We start from the raw sequence: 16,501 nt of genomic DNA on the forward strand, positions 1-16,501 counted from the left end.
GAAATTAGCCTTTTTTGCCTTATTGTATGATGTTATGCAACGGGGATAAAGTTCGGAAGTTGGGAATGATTAGATCATTATTTATAATAATTTTATATATTGTTTTTTTATGTACCGCGAGAGCTGAAGAGCCAATTTTTATTTTGCCTCATCGAGCAATTTATGATTTTCATCTCGATAGCGTTTCTCATGAAATGGCAATTTCTGCGATGTCAGGGCGAATGGTTTACGAGCTTACTGGTTCGGCATGCCAAGGTTATAGCACACGTTTTCGTTTCATTAGCCGTATTCACATTGAAGATATGCCGGTCCGTTTAACGGATCAACAGACGACGAGTTATGAAACAGGAGACAGTCGTACATTTCATTTTAATATTACAGATCAAGAGGGAGAAGAGGTTACGCATCGTGCCGAGGGGGTTGCGGAGCGTACTCAAGATGGTATTACAGTTACTTTAAAAAAGCCAAAGAAAAAAGAGTATAAGCTTGCAATGGCTGAATTTCCAATGATGCAACTAAAAAATATTATCCGCCATGCAAAAGCAGGACATCATTTTTATAATGTTACTGTATTTGATGGGACAAATAAAGCAGATAAAGTTATAAAAGAAAGTATCGTCATAGGAGAAAAGAAGGCGCTTTTATCTGATAGCGAAACGGAAAAAATGAGAAAATTGGATGAAGAGGAATATTGGCCTGTTACAATTTCTTATTTTGATGATGGAGAAAATAAAGATGGTTTGCCGGTTTATCGGAGCAGTTTTCTCTTACATGAGAATGGCGTCATGCGTGATTTTCATATAGATTATGGAACTTTTTCAGTGCGTGCAAAATTGAACAGTCTCGAATTCTTGGAGCCTGGAAAAGATCTTAATCAATGTGAAAATGCAAATATTAAATGATTAAAGAAAATGACTTGAAAAAGAATCAAATATTAGTATGTTTGCGCTATTCCACACGCGGAGTTTGGGTGTTTGCAAATGATTTATGAGAAAAGTCTAGCAAGCATCGGCCGGTAGTAGGTTTTCCTGCTTTTTCCGCGGAGGTTGAACCGGAAAGGATAAGATTTATGGCACTACCCGATTTTACTATGCATCAGCTTTTAGAAGCAGGTGTGCATTTTGGTCACCAGACTCATCGCTGGAATCCCAAAATGACTCCCTATATTTATGGTCAGCGTAATAATATCCATATTATTGATCTTGCTCAGACCGTTCCGCTTTTACACCAAGCGCTTAAACTTGTTTCAGATACTGTTGCGCGTGGTGGTCGTATTCTCTTTGTTGGTACGAAACGGCAAGCATCTGACATTATCGCTGATGCGGCGAATCGTTCTGCCCAGTATTACGTTAATGCACGTTGGCTTGGAGGTATGCTCACAAACTGGAAAACGGTTTCCAATTCGATACATCGTTTGCGAAAGCTTGACAAAATTCTTGCTGCTGAAGCGCAAGGTTTTACCAAAAAAGAACGTTTAAATCTTGAACGTGATCGTGAAAAGCTTAATCGTGCGCTTGGTGGTATTAAAGATATGGGATCTGTTCCAGATCTTATATTTGTTATCGATACGAATAAAGAAAATATTGCCCTCCAAGAAGCGAAGCGTTTAGGCATTCCAGTGATTGCTATTATTGATACCAATTGTGATCCTGATGACGTAACGCATCCAATACCAGGTAATGATGATGCTTCACGTGCAATTTCTCTTTATTGTGATCTTTTTGCTCGTGCCGCTCTTGATGGTATTGCACGTCAGCAAGGAGCAATGGGTATCGATTTAGGAGCTCAAGTTGATGCGCCTGTGGAGCCTATTTTGGAAGAAAATGTGGTTTCAGAAGTTTCTGGATAATATAAAGTGCCTAATTAAGGTACTTTGTATTTTATAAAAAAGAAGTTATAGGCGTGCAGAGGGATTTTGCACGCTTTCACTGTTACAAAATAAAGAGGCAAATATGAGCGTTACTGCTGCACAAGTAAAAGAACTTCGAGAACTATCTGGCGCTGGTATGATGGACTGTAAAGCCGCTTTAGCAGAAACCAGTGGTGATATGGAAGCTGCTGTTGATTGGCTTCGTAAAAAAGGAATAGCTAAAGCAGATAAAAAGGCTGGTCGTACAGCAGCTGAAGGATTAATCGGAGTTGTATCAAAAGATTTAAATGCGGTTTTAGTTGAGATTAATTCTGAAACAGATTTTGTTGCACGCAATGCCGGATTCCAAGACATCGTGCGCAATGTAGCAACTGCTGCTTTGGATACGCCAGGTGATGTTGAATCTGTTTCTGTTTCTCTTTATCCTGGTTCTGAGAAGACTGTAGAGCTTACGATTAAAGATGCAATTGGTACAATTGGCGAAAATATGACATTTCGTCGTTCTGCTAAATTGTCTGTTGAGAATGGTGTTGTTGCAACTTATATACACAATAGTGTAGCTGATGGTCTTGGTAAGCTTGGTGTTTTGGTTGCGATTGAAACAACAGGAAATAAAGAGGCAGCTTTTGCTTTTGGTCGGCAGGTTGCGATGCATATTGCGGCAACCAATCCGTTAGCGCTTACAGCACAAGATGTTGATGCTGCTGCTGTTGAACGTGAAAAAGCGATTTTTTCAGATCAAGCACGTCAGTCTGGAAAGCCTGAAAATATCATTGAAAAAATGGTAGAAGGACGTATGCGTAAGTTTTTTGAAGAGGTTGTTTTGCTTTCTCAAGCTTTCGTTATGAATCCTGATATGACTGTTGAGTCCGCTTTAAAGGATGCTGAGAAATCAATTGGTGCACCAGCAAAAATCACAGGCTTTATTCGTTTTGCATTAGGTGAAGGTGTGGAAAAAGAGGAATCTGATTTTGCTGCAGAGGTTGCTGCTGCTGTAAAAGGCTAGTTATTGCAAACTTTTGATCAGAGATTTAAAATCATATCGTTGGTTGTAGAAACTCTGATGGGAACAATGTAATTGTTGAGAGGGCGTCACGTAAAAAAGTGATGCCCTTCGTGGTGTCAAAAGCAAAAAGTAAATATGCTTTTGGGGAGATTATTAATGGCATTAGCACTTCCGTATAAACGTATTCTTTTAAAGGCTTCTGGTGAAGCTCTTATGGGGGGGCAGAGTTTTGGCATTGATGTTTCTGTTGTAGACCGTATTGCCGCTGATATTGCAGAAGTGCGCACAATGGGGATAGAAGTTGCGGTTGTTATTGGTGGGGGAAATATTTTTCGCGGCGTTGCTGTTGCTTCGCATGGTGGGGACCGAGTGACAGGCGATCATATGGGAATGCTTGCAACTGCTATTAACTCTTTAGCATTGCGAACATCTTTGACAAAATTAGGGGTTGAAACTGTTGTGCTCTCTGCGATTGCTATGCCACAAATTTGTGAAAGTTTCTCGCAACGTAAAGCAATAGCTTATATGAATCAGGGAAAAGTTGTTATTTTTGCGGGCGGTACAGGAAATCCATTTTTTACCACTGATTCTGCTGCTACTTTACGTGCAGCAGAAATTGGAGCGGATGTTCTTCTTAAAGGAACACAAGTTGATGGTATTTATTCAGCAGATCCAAAGATAGATCCTAACGCTAAGCGTTTTGACCAATTAACACATGTTGAAGTTTTGCAATGGGGATTATCTGTTATGGATTCAACGGCGGTCACTTTAGCACGTGAGAACAATGTACCGATTATTGTGTATTCCATTCATGAAAAAGGCGGTTTGGCTAAAGTCTTGAATGGAACAGGGCGCTTTACAATAGTATCGGAATAAGGGTAAGCTTCAAAGGACAATTGAAGGAGACAGAAATATGAATGTTACGTCAATTATGGATGATCTGAAACGTCGCATGGATGGTGCTATTACGGCTTTTAAACATGAATTAGGTGGTTTGCGGACTGGACGCGCATCGGCCAGTTTATTAGAACCGTTGACCGTTGAATCTTATGGTTCTATTGTGCACATAAATCAGGTTGCTAATATTTCTGTTCCCGAACCTCGGATGCTTTCTGTTTCTGTATGGGATAAAACGATGGTCGGAGCTGTAGAGCGCGCTATTCGCGATTCTGGTCTTGGTTTAAATCCCATAACTGATGGTACGACTTTACGTATTCCTTTGCCTGAGTTGAATGAAGAGCGTCGTAAAGAACTTGTAAAAATTGCGCATCACTATGCAGAGCAAGCACGTGTTGCTACACGTCATGTTCGTCGGGATGGTATGGACAATTTGAAAAAGTTAGAAAAAGATGGTGAAATTGGACAAGATGAAGCCCATAGTTTGTCTGAAAAAGTTCAAAAACTCACAAATGAAACTATTGCTGATATTGATAAAATTTTAGCCGTAAAAGAATCTGAAATTATGCACGTTTAAGACAGTTTTTTTCGCTAGAATAAAGGATGTTATACTCTTAGCCTGTAAATGGCTTCTATAGATAAGAGTGGGGAGTGGTGTCTTCTGTGGCAGCAAGGTGCAATGCAAGGGGGGATCGTTTTATTATCCTGATACGGCAGAGATTGATTTGAGAGGGCAGATGTTTTTATTCTTTAGTCTGTGTGGTAAATCATGTTCTTTGCTGAAAGACACTATTTAACAGTATGATGAGGGCTCTCAGTTTAGCGTGCCTTTGTTAAACTGCATAATGAAAGCATTATTAGAAATTATTTAAATATTCTAAGATGAGGTTGGGGAAAGAATATAACGCAAAAATATAAGCCTAACCTTTCTCTTATTTCCCATTAAAAACATATGAGTATAATCGATCAGGTAGATGTTATGTGGCATAATTCGTTTTTTAATAACGAATGGTTGATAGAGAAGTGTTTTTATATGAAACCTATATTAGTTAATTTATATGGAGCATGAATAGCTTTTTTTCATTTTATATTTGAGAAAATATCAAAAAATATTTTAGGATTAATCTTGACGGAGATTTTTGAAGCTGTTTTCATTGATTATTAGTCTCATAAGCGCTATCTTGGTAGACTAGATTGTTTATGATAAATTATAAGAGAAATTTATACAAGTATGAAATAAAAATACTGGGTAGAGGAGTTTTTCTTGCGTCAATTTTAGAATTTGTATTTTTATGTTTATTGTTTGGATGTTGTTTTGTCTAATTTGGTTTATCGTGTTCTGACAGCTTTTGTGTTTGGCATTATTGCGTTGTATCTAACATGGTTAGGAGGGATCTTCTTTTTTTTATTTGTATGGTGTATTGGCGGTTTTGTTCTTTATGAGTGGATGAGTATTACTAAAGAAAAATGGTGTGTTTTACAAAAAGTATTAGCAAGTATCTTTTATTTGATCTTTGGCTTTTTTTTAGTGTTGAATGTATCTGCTTCATTAAATTTTTGTGTTTTAATCGTTTTGGCTGTGCTGTTGGCTATTATATCTATAAAAAAGAGTGTTTGGGTTTTTTGTGGTTTTTTATATGCGTCTTTTCCTGTTGTTGCTTTATGCTTTCTGCGGGATCATGAAATGTTGGGGTTCCAAGTTGTTATTTTCTTATTTACGATAGTGTGGGGAACAGATATTGGTGGATATTTTATCGGACGTGCATTAGGGGGGCCTAAATTAGCACCACAATTTTCTCCTAATAAAACATGGTCAGGAGCACTTGGTGGTACATTTGTCGGAGTTTTCGGTGGTATATGGGTTGCTTTTGGATTTTTTGATATAAATTTAGCAAGTTTTTTTGTGCCACTCCTTACACTTGTTTTGTCAATTGTTTCACAATTGAGTGATTTAGGGCAATCATGGCTCAAAAGATGTTTTTCTGTTAAAGATTCTAGTTCTTTATTGCCTGGACATGGTGGTTTTATGGATCGTATAGATGGATTGGTAGGGGCAGCTTTTCTTCTTTATTTAATTGGTTCATTTATGTCTGATACGGATGCGCCTTTTAATCTTTTTAGTATGATCTAATTGGGAGAAGATAGTTTGGGACTTTTAAATCATATCGTCACTATGGGTGATTTTCTTTTAAGAAGTTTGAGTATTCTTTTTATCATTATGATTATCATTTTTGTGCACGAATTTGGGCATTATCTCATTGGTCGGTGGTGTGGTATTAAGGCGTTAATTTTTTCACTGGGATTTGGACCAGAAATAGCGAGTTATATAGATAAGCATGGCACGAAGTGGCGTTTAGCACTTATCCCCTTAGGAGGTTATGTAAAATTTGTTGGGGATGAGGAAAAAATCGATACGGTATCATCCCAATCATCACTGATTGTTGATGGTTCATTTGCTCGTGCGCATGCTTGGAAAAAAGCAGCAACTGTTTTTGCTGGTCCCTTCTTCAATGCCCTTTTTACTGTTATTATTCTAACATTTTTTTTCTTTATCTATGGTCGTGTAGCTATTGAGCCTGTTGTTGGTTCTTTGGTAAAAGATAGCCCTGCTCTTCAGTCCGGTTTGGAATTAGGTGATCGTTTTGTTGAAATGGATGGACGACGGGTTGAGAGTTTTGAAGATTTGATGAATTATATAGCTTTTAACGGAAGAGAACCCATAGAGTTTAAAATAGAACGTATGGGGCGAGTTTTTACAACGGTCATTACTCCGAAAGTCGTTGAGCGAGATGATGGATTTGGTAGTCGAACACAAAGTGCTATGATAGGTGTAGGTGTTCCTGTTGATTTAAATAATCCTGCACGTTTAGATCCAACTTATATAAAACATATTCGCTATGGTTTTGTAACAGCTGTAAGGGAAGCGGCAGACCGTACTGTGTTTATCGCCACTCAAACTGTTCTTTTTATGAGTCGTTTAATAGGAGGCAAAGAGGATCGTTGTCGGCTAAGTGGACCTTCTAAAACCGTTAAAATTGCTTGGAAAGTGAGCGAGACAGGTTTTATTTCTTTGTTGAATTTGGCAGCTTTTCTTTCAATAAGTGTTGGGCTTATTAACCTTTTTCCGATTCTACCGCTTGATGGTGGGCATCTTTTATTGCATGTCATTGAGGTCATTACTGGGAGGAAAATATCCGCTAAAATTCAGGGAATTGTTTTTCGTTTAGGTTTTTCCATTCTTCTCCTTTTTATGATCTTTGTCTTTTTTAATGATTATTTTTGTTGGTTTAGCTAATTAAATTATGGAAAACGCTTTATAAATTGGGTAATAATAGCAAAAACAAATTGAAGGTTGTTTACCATGTCTGCAAAATGTTGTGGCGTCGTACATTATAATGAGTATTAAGGAATGAAAAGTCTTGCTGTAAAAAGGTTGTTACGGCAGTTAGCTTTTTAAGGCATCATGTCCAAGGAACAAGAGTAAGGTAAAAAAGCCAATGACTACAAATTCAAAGTTTTTAAATGCAGCATCTGTATTGGTGTTAAAGATGGGGATGATTGCCCCAGCAACAGTTTTTATGTCAATTGCTGCGGTTGGAGAAATACAAGCGTCTGTAGTCCGTTCTATTGAGGTTCGTGGGAATAAGTTTGTAAGTTCTCAGGCGATTCGAGACAATATGGGAATTAAGGCTGGACAAGGGGTTTCCAGTGGTGATGTTGATAATGCTGTGAAGAATCTTTTCGAATTGGGTTTATTTTATGATGTTAAAATAAATCCGGTAGGTGATAAATTAGTTGTATTTGTAAAAGAATATGAGGTTGTCAATCAAATATTGTTTCAGGGAAATAAATCTTTTAAAGACCCAGATCTTAAGCGGTTTATTTCTTTAAAACCGAATGAGCCTTTTAATTCTGCTAAGCTTTCTGCTGATATAAATACAATTCGTGAAGCCTATAAAACTCTTGGTCGTAATAATATCACTGTTAACGTTCAAACGATTAACCTTGGAAAAGGGCGAGTTAATGTGGTATTTAATGTTGTTGAAGGGCAAAAAACAAAGATTGGGGATATCACTTTTAAGGGGAATAGTGTCTTTGGAAGTCGCCGTTTGCGTGATGTGATTTCAACAAAAACTTCGGGAATTTTTTCGAAGTTGTTGGGAGGTGATGTTTACAGTGAAGAGCGTCTCGCTGCTGATGAAGAAGCTTTACGTCGCTTTTATTATAATCGTGGTTATGCGGATTTTCGTATAGTCTCTTCTAAAGCGACTTTTGATGCAGCAAGCAATACGTATAAAATTTCTTTCGTTCTTGATGAAGGTGTGCGCTATAAAATTAGTGATATTCAGGTTGAAAGTGACGTTGATGGAATTGATGTTCAATCTGTGAAAAGGATGCTTAAAACCCAGCCAGGTGGTGTTTATAGTGCAGAAGATATTGAACAGTCTGTTGCAATTATTAATAACAAGGTCGCTGATTCTGGATATGCTTTTGCTAAAGTTGAACCGCGGGGAAATCGTAATTTAGCAAATCATACAATTTCAATTTTATATAATATTGAACAGGGTACACGTGCTTATATTCAGCGTATTGATATACGTGGCAATGAGAAAACGCGTGATTACGTCATTCGCCGTGAGATTGATTTAAACGAAGGAGATGCTTACAATCAAACTTTATTACAGCGGGCAAAACGTCGTCTAGAAAGTTTAGGTTTCTTCAAAGCCGTTAATATTTCAATGGTTCCCACAGATCAATCTGACCAAGTTATTTTGGTGATAGATGTCGTTGAAGCTTCAACAGGAGACCTCTCTCTTTCTGGAGGATATACAACGGGGGGAACAAGTCCTGGTATGTCACTTGAAGTTTCTGTTACTGAACGTAATCTTGGGGGACGTGGTCAATATGTTCGTTTAGGATTAGGTGCGGGGCAAGAAAAATCTCGTAATTATAATTTATCATTTGTTGATCCTTATTTCTTAGGATATCGTTTATCTGCTGGCGTTGATGTTTTTCGCAGTACTTATCGTGCTGATAAAGCCTATGATGTACGACAGACAGGTGGATCGCTGCGGTTTTCATTGCCTATTAATAATCAATTATCTGCCAATCTAGCTTATTCTTATGTGCAGGAAGAATATGATTTTGGCGGAGAGTATGATTTTGACAAAGAGAGTGACGTAATAGAATTATATGGGAAATATTCTGGTGCGATTGTTCAAGCTGCAAAACAAAGTCCTTGGAAACGTTCATCAATTAGTTATGGTTTCACCTATAATACGATTGATGATATGAAATCTCCCCATGATGGGTGGTATGTGCATCTTCTTCAGGAATATGCAGGGCTTGGTGGGAGTGCAAAGTTCTTGAAGACCACGGGTAAGGCGATGATGTACAAGACTCTTTCTGATCAGAAGGATATTGTTGGTTTGCTTTCCTTTGGGGGTGGTTATCTCCATGAAATAGGCAAAGAAGGTGTCCGTATTTTCGATATGTTTAAAGCGAATACTGATATGATTCGAGGGTTCAAATATAATGGAATAGGTCCCCGTCAGGTTTCCAGTAAGGGTGAAGTTTATTTTTTGGGGGGAACAACATATATGAATGCGACTGCTGAAGTACAGTTTCCTATCCCTGTTGTGCCTGAAGGGTTCGGGTTGCGCGGTGCTTTATTTGCGGATATTGCCACGCTTTATGGCAATAATTATAAAGCCGTTTTTAAGGGTGAACCGTCTGTTACCAATACCAAAAGTGCTTGGCGTTCATCTGCAGGTGTGAGTTTGATGTGGGATTCTCCGTTTGGTCCTTTGCGTTTTGATTATGCCTGGCCAATAACGAAGCAGGAAGGTGATCGTTTGCAACAATTGAACTTTGGTATTTCTACGAAGTTCTGATTTGAGCGATTTTAAGAAGGAAAAACTTGAAGAGAATAGCTTAAGCTGGGAGAGAAAGTGTTTTGATGGCGGATACATTTTTTTTTACGCCGTCCCGGCGATTGACAGTTGCAAATGTTGCTGAGTTGACGGGTGCAAAGCTTCTTAATCCAGAGTTTTCTCATAAAGTTATCAATACTCTTTCTTCACTTGAGAGTGCTGTGGAAGGTTCTCTTGTTTTTGTAGAGCGTCGGAAGTTTTCTGATGCATTACTGGACAGTTCTGCTGTTGCTGTTTTTTGTACGAATGAGGTTGTTTTTAAAGTTCCCGAAACTATGGCAATTTTGGTGACATCCACACCACAGCGTGACTTTGCTCAGATTGGTCGTATTTTGTTTCCAGATTCTGTCAAGCCAATGCCTTGGTTGGGACCGAAGGGGATTTCATCGCATGCACATATTCATCCAACGGCTAAGTTGGCACATGATGTGTGTATTGAAGCGGGAGCTGTTATTGGTAAAAATGTTGAGATTGGTGCAGGAACGCTTATTTCATCCACAGCTGTTATCGGTGAAAATTGCCGTATTGGATGTGATTGCTATATTGCTCCTAAGGTAACAGTTCAGTGTTCTATAATAGGTGATAAGGTTCAGCTTTATCCTGGTGCTTGCATTGGGCAAGATGGTTTTGGTTATGTTGGGGGCGTTTTTGGAATCGAGAAAATTCCACAACTTGGTCGCGTTATTATTGAGGATGGTGTAGAAGTTGGTGCGAACACGACAATTGATCGTGGGACATTTCAAGATACTGTTATTGGTGAAGGAAGCAAGATTGATAATCTTGTACAAATTGCCCACAATGTAAAAATTGGCCGCTATTGTCTTATTGCCGCTCAATGTGGCATTGCGGGAAGTACATCTATAGGGGATATGTCTCAGCTTGGCGGAGGTGTTGGAGTAGCCGACCACATCATAATAGGTAAATGTGTTCAGATTGCTGCTCGTAGTGGTGTTATGAATGACATTCCGGATGGCGAAAAATGGGGAGGTAGTCCAGCGCGACCATTTAAACAATGGTTTCGTGAAGTAGCGACGTTGCGCAGTATGGGAAAAGTTAAAAAGGAGAAACGCTGATATGATCAGCAGTGAAAAGACTAAAAACTTAGAGGCTGTCGATATTGAAAAACTATTATCAATATTACCGCACCGTTATCCATTTTTATTAGTCGATCGTATCGTTGATATTGATGGTGAACAGGGAGCTATTGGTATTAAAAATATAACGATTAATGAGCCGCATTTTACGGGACATTTTCCCGCGAAGCCTGTTATGCCTGGAGTTTTGATTTTAGAAGCTATGGCACAAACGGCAGGAGCAATAGCTCTTTTAAATTTAGGCAATAAGCAAACAAATTTAGTTTACCTTATGACGGTTGATAATGCGAAATTTCGTAAGCCGGTTATGCCTGGTGATCAGCTCAAGATTCATGTTCAGCTTTTGAAAAAAAGGTCTGGTATGAGACGTTTTTCGTGTGTTGCAAAAGTAGAAGATGTCCGCGTCGCTGAAGCAGAAATTGCTGCGATGATTGTCGAAGAAGAATAAACGATATTTGATGGGAATTTAAAAATGTCCGGTACGAAAATCCATCCAACTGCTCTTGTGGAGAAGGGAGCGCAGCTTGGTGAGAATGTACGCGTTGGACCATTTTGCCATATTAGTTCAGAGGCTGTTATTGGTGATGAATGTAGTTTGACAAGTCATGTTGTGATAATGGGAAAGACAACGTTAGGAGCCAAGAGTAAAGTATTTTCTCATGCTGTTTTGGGCGCAGAACCGCAAAATAATAAACATAAAGGAGGGGCTACAACTCTTTCTATTGGTAAGAATTGTACGATTCGTGAAGGTGTAACAATGCATAGAGGCTCCGATTCGAGTGTAGGGATGACAGTTGTTGGTGATAATTGCCAATTTTTTTGTTATGCGCATATCGCTCACGATTGTTATGTAGGCAATCATGTAACATTTGCCAATAATGCCATGATTGCTGGTCATGTTACTATTGGTGATTATGTGATTATCGGTGGCGGTGCTGCTGTTCATCAATTTGTTCGTGTTGGACATCATGCATTTATCGGCGGCGTATCTGCACTGGTTGGTGATCTGATACCTTATGGAACAGCTGTTGGTGTGCAAGCAAAACTTGCTGGACTCAATATTATTGGCATGAAGCGTGCAGGACTTGAGCGTCAAGATATTCATGCACTCCGTCATGCGGTTGCGATGCTTTTTGATCATAGCAAACCATTTAAAGAGCGTGTTAGTGATGTTGCTTCTTTCTATTCTTCTTCTCAGTCTGTTGCTGACGTTGTTAATTTTATTAAAGAAGAGGGAAAGCGTTTTTATTGTACACCAAAATTTTAAGGTGATAGAATAAAAGAACATAAGGATTAAAAATGCCTATTTGGGGAACCAGAAGTTTTCTTTCCGGCCGTACTGCTGTTATAGCAGGAAATGGTGTTCTACCAATTACTGTTGCGCAGGCTCTTGAGAAGAATGGAGAGAATCCTTTTCTTGTGCTTTTGCGTGGTGAGGCAGATTCTGTTCTTTATCGCTATGAGCATTGCGAGTTATCAATTGTAGAGCTAGCGCGACTCGTTAAAATCTTAAAAGAGGCTAGAGTTTATAATGTTGTTTTGGCAGGTGGTGTGAAAAAGCGCCCACTTCTTAAACAATTGCGACTGGACTGGACAACATTTTTAGCTCTTCCTAAGTTAATCGGAGCTTTGAAAAGAGGGGATGATGCGTTATTAAAAGCTTTTATACGGGTTATTGAAGCATACGGCTTTTGTGTTATCGGTGCTCATGAAATAGTCCCAGATCTTTTAGCTCCCATAGGATTTAATTTAACAGTACGGCGTGCTACTCCAAAAGAGAAAAAAGATATTTTTTTAGCAGCAGAAGCAGCAAAGCTTTTAGGTCAATTAGATATCGGGCAAGCCGTTGTCGTTGTTCAAGGAAGGGTGATTGCACTGGAGGGCGCTGAGGGAACTGATAATATGTTGTGGCGTGTTTGTGAAATGCGAGAAAGAGGGCAAATTCCCCTTAAAGGTGGCATTCTTGTAAAATGTGCAAAACCACAACAGGATAATCGCGTTGATTTGCCATCAATTGGGCCCGCGACAATAATGAATATTGCAAAGAGTGGTTTATCTGGTGTTGCGGTGGAAGCAAATAGAAGTCTAATATTATCGGTGAAAACAACAATAGAAAAAGCCAACAAATATTCTCTATTTATAGAAACATTCGAAAAGTTTGGTCATGAGTAATTGTTTCTTAAAGATTGCTGTGGTTTCAGGTGAGGAATCTGGTGATTTACTTGCGTCCGATTTAATTTCTTGTTTATCACAACAGATAGGATACAATATTCATTTGATTGGTGTTGGGGGAAGGCATTTAAAGGCATTAGGTTTAAAAAGCTTTTTTGATCCCCATGATATTGCTTTAGTAGGCTTAAAGGAGGTATTGAAAAAACTGCCATTGTTGTTGCTACATATTCGCAATTTATCCAAATTTATTGCACAAGAACAACCTGATTGTTTAATTATTATTGATAGCCCTGATTTCACGCATCGTGTTGCAAAAAAGGTACATGCTTTAGCGCCTTCTATTCCTATCATTAAATATGTTGCACCAACCGTTTGGGCATGGAGGGCAGAGCGTGCAAAAGCTATGTGTGGATTTGTTGATCATGTTTTAGCGGTTTTTCCTTTTGAAGAAAAGGTTATGCAAGATTTGGGAGGCCCTGCCACAACCTATGTTGGACATCGTCTTTTGACATATCCCCCCCTTTTAAGAGTTCAGTCAGAAAAAAAACGCCAATTAGAACAAAGAAGTTTGATCAATATACAAACATCATCGCCTACATTAGTTATCTTACCAGGATCACGTAATTTAGAAATTCGTTCCTTAATGCCTATTTTTCGAGAAACAGTAGAGATTCTTATACAACGTATTCCTCATTTACGTATTATTTTACCAACCTTACCACGTTTAGCAGATAAAATTCGTGATTTTGTACAAGGTTGGAAAAGCAAAGTGGAAATTGTAGTTGGTGAAGATGCAAAATGGCGTGCTTTTGAACAAGCAGATGTTGCACTTGCAGCATCTGGAACGATTTCACTTGAATTAACATTAGCTAAAATTCCAATGGTCCTTTGCTATAAACTTGATCATTTTTCTAAATTCTTTATTTTCCCTAAAATAATGTTATGGAGTGCAGCTCTTCCCAATATTATTTCTGATAAGCCTATTGTACCGGAATATTTTGATGAATTTCTACGTCCAGGCATGTTAGCAAGACAAGTAGAACAACTTTTATATAATCCTTTAATACGACAGGCACAACTCGATGCTTTTGAGATTGTAGAACAGAAAATGAAAACTGAAGTACCATCGGGGGTTGTTGGCGCACAAACAATTATCACTCTTTTAAAAAGCAGAAATAAAATTGTATAAATAAAGCAATATGTTAATGATTAATATTTAATTTTAGCAAGAAAATTACAAGCACGTTGGCTTTTAGGATTGGTAAAAAATTCTTCAGAGGCTGTATCTTCAACAATTTTTCCATTTTCTAGAAAGAGTATTCTTTCTGAGACTTTACGTGCGAAGCCCATTTCATGGGTAACACAAAGCATTGTGATCCCTGTATCGGCCAATCGAGCCATCACTTCCAAAACTTCTCCCACACTTTCTGGATCAAGAGCAGAGGTTGGTTCATCAAAAAGCATGACTTCAGGCTCCATACAAAGTGCACGGGCAATCGCAACGCGTTGTTGTTGCCCACCAGAAAGTTGTAAAGGATATTTTTCACAATGTTTTTCAATACCAACATGCGTTAAGTAACGAATTGCCCGTTCTTGTGCTTGTTGTTTGGAAAGCCCTTGAACTGTCATAGGTGCTAAAATACAATTTTGTATAACGTTCATGTGGGGAAATAAATTAAAGTTTTGAAAGACCATTCCTATCTTACGAAGCACATTTTTCTGCTGTTGTACAGGAGCGGTATGGATATCAACGTTATGGATACAGATTGAACCTTTTTGTGCTTGTTCTAATTGATTAATACAACGAATTAACGTTGATTTTCCTGATCCGGATGGTCCACAAATAACAATATGTTCACCCGCTTGAACATTAAAGTTAATATCATGTAGAACCTGAAAGTTTCCATACCATTTATTTAGATTTCGAATAGAGATCACAGGGTTCTTACTGGGAGAGGTCGATTTATTATTTTTCAAATTCATCTCATTTTATTCTTTCATTGATGAATAACTTGATTAATTCAATATTTTGGTTTGGTAAAGTTTTTTATGATCATTTTATTTACCGTAAATATCGAGTAAGGCGCTGTTCTATAAAAACAATAAAACGATGAATGAGTTCAACGATAAAGAGATAGATAAGAGCAGCCCAAACGTAAACTTGAAAATCGAAAGTCCGTGAATAAGTGAGTTTAGCAACCCCCATTAAATCATAAACAGTAATAAGTGAGGCAATAGCACTAGATTTAATCATTAAAATCAACTCATTTCCTAGGGGGCGTAATGCTACAATCATTGCTTGTGGAAGAATAACTCTAAAAAATGTGACAGAGCTACTTAGCCCTAAAGCTTTTGATGCTTCACGTTGCCCAATTGTTACGGATAGAAAACTTCCTTTAAAGATCTCAGATTGATAGGCAGCAGAATTGAGTGTAAAAATAAAAAGACAACAATACCACGCGTTTTGAAAAAACCACCATAGTCCTACCTGTTGCCAAAAACTGTTCATTGAACCAAGCCCATAATAAAAAAGGAAGAGTTGAGCTAATAAAGGAGAGCCACGGAAAAAATAGACATAAGCATTTGCACAATATTGTAAAAATGTATTTTTTGATACACGTGCAAAAGCGATAAGCATACCAAGAAAAAAACCAAGAGAACAAGAAATAGAAACAAGCTCAACAGTAACAATAAAGCCATTAATAAATTTTGGTCCATAATGGTTTAAAAGATCAGGATTGAAAAGGAAATAAAGCCACTCAGGAATCATTGACGTAGCACCTTTTTATAGCCTATTTGAGTGTATATTTCCAAATGGCGTAAGATTGCAGCAAAAACTGCTGAAAATAGCAAATAAAGTAAGCATGCTACAAGATAAAATAGCATGGGTTTATTGGTAGCAGCGACAGCTAAATTCGTTTGTCGCATGAGGTCAACAAGTGCGATGGTTGAAACAAGGGATGTATCTTTCAGTAAAGTAAGCCAATTATTAGAAAGTCCAGGCAAGGCATTTCGGATGAGCTGAGGGAAGACAATACGAAAAAATGTGGTTGACCGTGAAAGTCCTAAAGCTTTAGCCGCTTCATATTGATTTTTATCAAAAATATTAAATGCTCCAAGCCAAACTTCACAAGAAAAAGCTGCAAGAACCATACTAAGCGCAAGAACACCAGCAACAAAAGCATTGATACTGAACATGATTTCAAGATTAAAATAATCAAAGACATTTTGAATAAGGCTTTGTAATCCGTAGTAAACTAAAAACAAAGTTAAAAGCTCTGGTAGCCCACGAAATACCGTTGAAAAGAGGCGTGCCATAGCTTTGGCCATCTTAATATTGGATCGAATCATCACTGCATTTAGAAGACCTAGAGGAAGCCCTAGAAGTCCACAACATAATGCCAACGACAATGTCATTCCTGCACTGGAAAGTATAACCGCTCCCCATCCACCATTGCTAAATGATAGCAATGCTAAATTTTCAATCATTCTTGTGTTCCTCATGAAAGAGTTAGATAATATTTTTTAG

At 38.1% G+C, this 16,501-nt stretch carries 16 protein-coding genes; 13 read left to right on the plus strand and 3 right to left on the minus strand.

The window, feature by feature from the left end; genetic code table 11:
- The first annotated feature begins 65 nt into the window (after positions 1 to 65).
- The 13 genes from QHG57_RS05375 (at position 66) to lpxB (ending at position 14,161) form a co-directional block, all read left to right on the plus strand.
- Positions 66 to 902: an EipB family protein gene (locus QHG57_RS05375; RefSeq protein WP_330167442.1), complete on the plus strand. Its 837-nt coding sequence runs from the start codon at positions 66 to 68 to the stop codon at positions 900 to 902.
- Positions 903 to 1,069: 167 nt separating this feature from the next.
- A complete protein-coding gene (gene rpsB / locus QHG57_RS05380; protein ID WP_330167443.1) occupies positions 1,070 to 1,849 on the plus strand; it encodes a 30S ribosomal protein S2 in 780 nt (259 codons plus the stop codon).
- A gap of 103 nt (positions 1,850 to 1,952) precedes the next feature.
- Positions 1,953 to 2,876, plus strand: a complete 924-nt coding sequence (gene tsf, locus QHG57_RS05385; protein WP_330168865.1) for a translation elongation factor Ts — start codon at positions 1,953 to 1,955, stop codon at positions 2,874 to 2,876.
- Positions 2,877 to 3,032: 156 nt separating this feature from the next.
- Complete coding sequence (pyrH, locus tag QHG57_RS05390) at positions 3,033 to 3,752, plus strand: UMP kinase (protein WP_330167445.1); 720 nt, start codon at positions 3,033 to 3,035, stop codon at positions 3,750 to 3,752.
- Positions 3,753 to 3,789: 37 nt separating this feature from the next.
- A complete protein-coding gene (gene frr, locus QHG57_RS05395) occupies positions 3,790 to 4,350 on the plus strand; it encodes a ribosome recycling factor (protein ID WP_330167446.1) in 561 nt (186 codons plus the stop codon).
- A gap of 738 nt (positions 4,351 to 5,088) precedes the next feature.
- Entirely contained in the window at positions 5,089 to 5,904 is an 816-nt protein-coding gene (locus QHG57_RS05400) for a phosphatidate cytidylyltransferase (RefSeq protein WP_330167447.1), read from the plus strand.
- A gap of 15 nt (positions 5,905 to 5,919) precedes the next feature.
- Positions 5,920 to 7,068 carry an RIP metalloprotease RseP gene (gene rseP / locus QHG57_RS05405; protein ID WP_330167448.1) on the plus strand — a complete coding sequence of 383 codons (1,149 nt, stop codon included), beginning with the start codon at positions 5,920 to 5,922 and terminating at the stop codon, positions 7,066 to 7,068.
- Positions 7,069 to 7,270: 202 nt separating this feature from the next.
- Positions 7,271 to 9,667 (plus strand): outer membrane protein assembly factor BamA, encoded by a 2,397-nt coding sequence (bamA, locus tag QHG57_RS05410; RefSeq protein WP_330167449.1) that lies wholly within the window; start codon positions 7,271 to 7,273, stop codon positions 9,665 to 9,667.
- Between the two features lie 65 nt (positions 9,668 to 9,732).
- Positions 9,733 to 10,779, plus strand: coding sequence for a UDP-3-O-(3-hydroxymyristoyl)glucosamine N-acyltransferase (lpxD, locus tag QHG57_RS05415; RefSeq protein WP_330167450.1), 1,047 nt, complete (start codon positions 9,733 to 9,735; stop codon positions 10,777 to 10,779).
- Between the two features lies 1 nt (position 10,780).
- Positions 10,781 to 11,248, plus strand: coding sequence for a 3-hydroxyacyl-ACP dehydratase FabZ (gene fabZ, locus QHG57_RS05420; RefSeq protein WP_330167451.1), 468 nt, complete (start codon positions 10,781 to 10,783; stop codon positions 11,246 to 11,248).
- 24 nt (positions 11,249 to 11,272) lie between these two features.
- Complete coding sequence (gene lpxA, locus QHG57_RS05425; protein WP_330167452.1) at positions 11,273 to 12,067, plus strand: acyl-ACP--UDP-N-acetylglucosamine O-acyltransferase; 795 nt, start codon at positions 11,273 to 11,275, stop codon at positions 12,065 to 12,067.
- Between the two features lie 32 nt (positions 12,068 to 12,099).
- Positions 12,100 to 12,972: an LpxI family protein gene (locus QHG57_RS05430; RefSeq protein ID WP_330167453.1), complete on the plus strand. Its 873-nt coding sequence runs from the start codon at positions 12,100 to 12,102 to the stop codon at positions 12,970 to 12,972.
- A complete protein-coding gene (gene lpxB / locus QHG57_RS05435) occupies positions 12,965 to 14,161 on the plus strand; it encodes a lipid-A-disaccharide synthase (protein ID WP_330168866.1) in 1,197 nt (398 codons plus the stop codon). The genes QHG57_RS05430 and lpxB overlap by 8 nt, the downstream gene beginning before the upstream one ends.
- Positions 14,162 to 14,181: 20 nt before the next feature.
- On the opposite strand, the gene QHG57_RS05440 is transcribed toward lpxB, so the two are convergent.
- From QHG57_RS05440 to QHG57_RS05450, 3 genes are all read right to left on the minus strand, one after another.
- On the minus strand, positions 14,182 to 14,955 hold the full coding sequence (locus tag QHG57_RS05440) for an amino acid ABC transporter ATP-binding protein (RefSeq protein WP_330167455.1): 774 nt from the start codon (positions 14,953 to 14,955) through the stop codon (positions 14,182 to 14,184).
- A gap of 79 nt (positions 14,956 to 15,034) precedes the next feature.
- Positions 15,035 to 15,742: an ABC transporter permease gene (locus tag QHG57_RS05445; protein ID WP_330167456.1), complete on the minus strand. Its 708-nt coding sequence runs from the start codon at positions 15,740 to 15,742 to the stop codon at positions 15,035 to 15,037.
- Positions 15,739 to 16,461 (minus strand): ABC transporter permease, encoded by a 723-nt coding sequence (locus QHG57_RS05450; RefSeq protein WP_330167457.1) that lies wholly within the window; start codon positions 16,459 to 16,461, stop codon positions 15,739 to 15,741. The genes QHG57_RS05445 and QHG57_RS05450 overlap by 4 nt, the downstream gene beginning before the upstream one ends.
- Between the last annotated feature and the right edge of the window lie 40 nt (positions 16,462 to 16,501).

Origin of the sequence: Bartonella grahamii subsp. shimonis, from assembly GCF_036327415.1 — a bacterium.
In the GTDB taxonomy this organism is placed as follows: Bacteria; Pseudomonadota; Alphaproteobacteria; order Rhizobiales; family Rhizobiaceae; genus Bartonella; species Bartonella shimonis.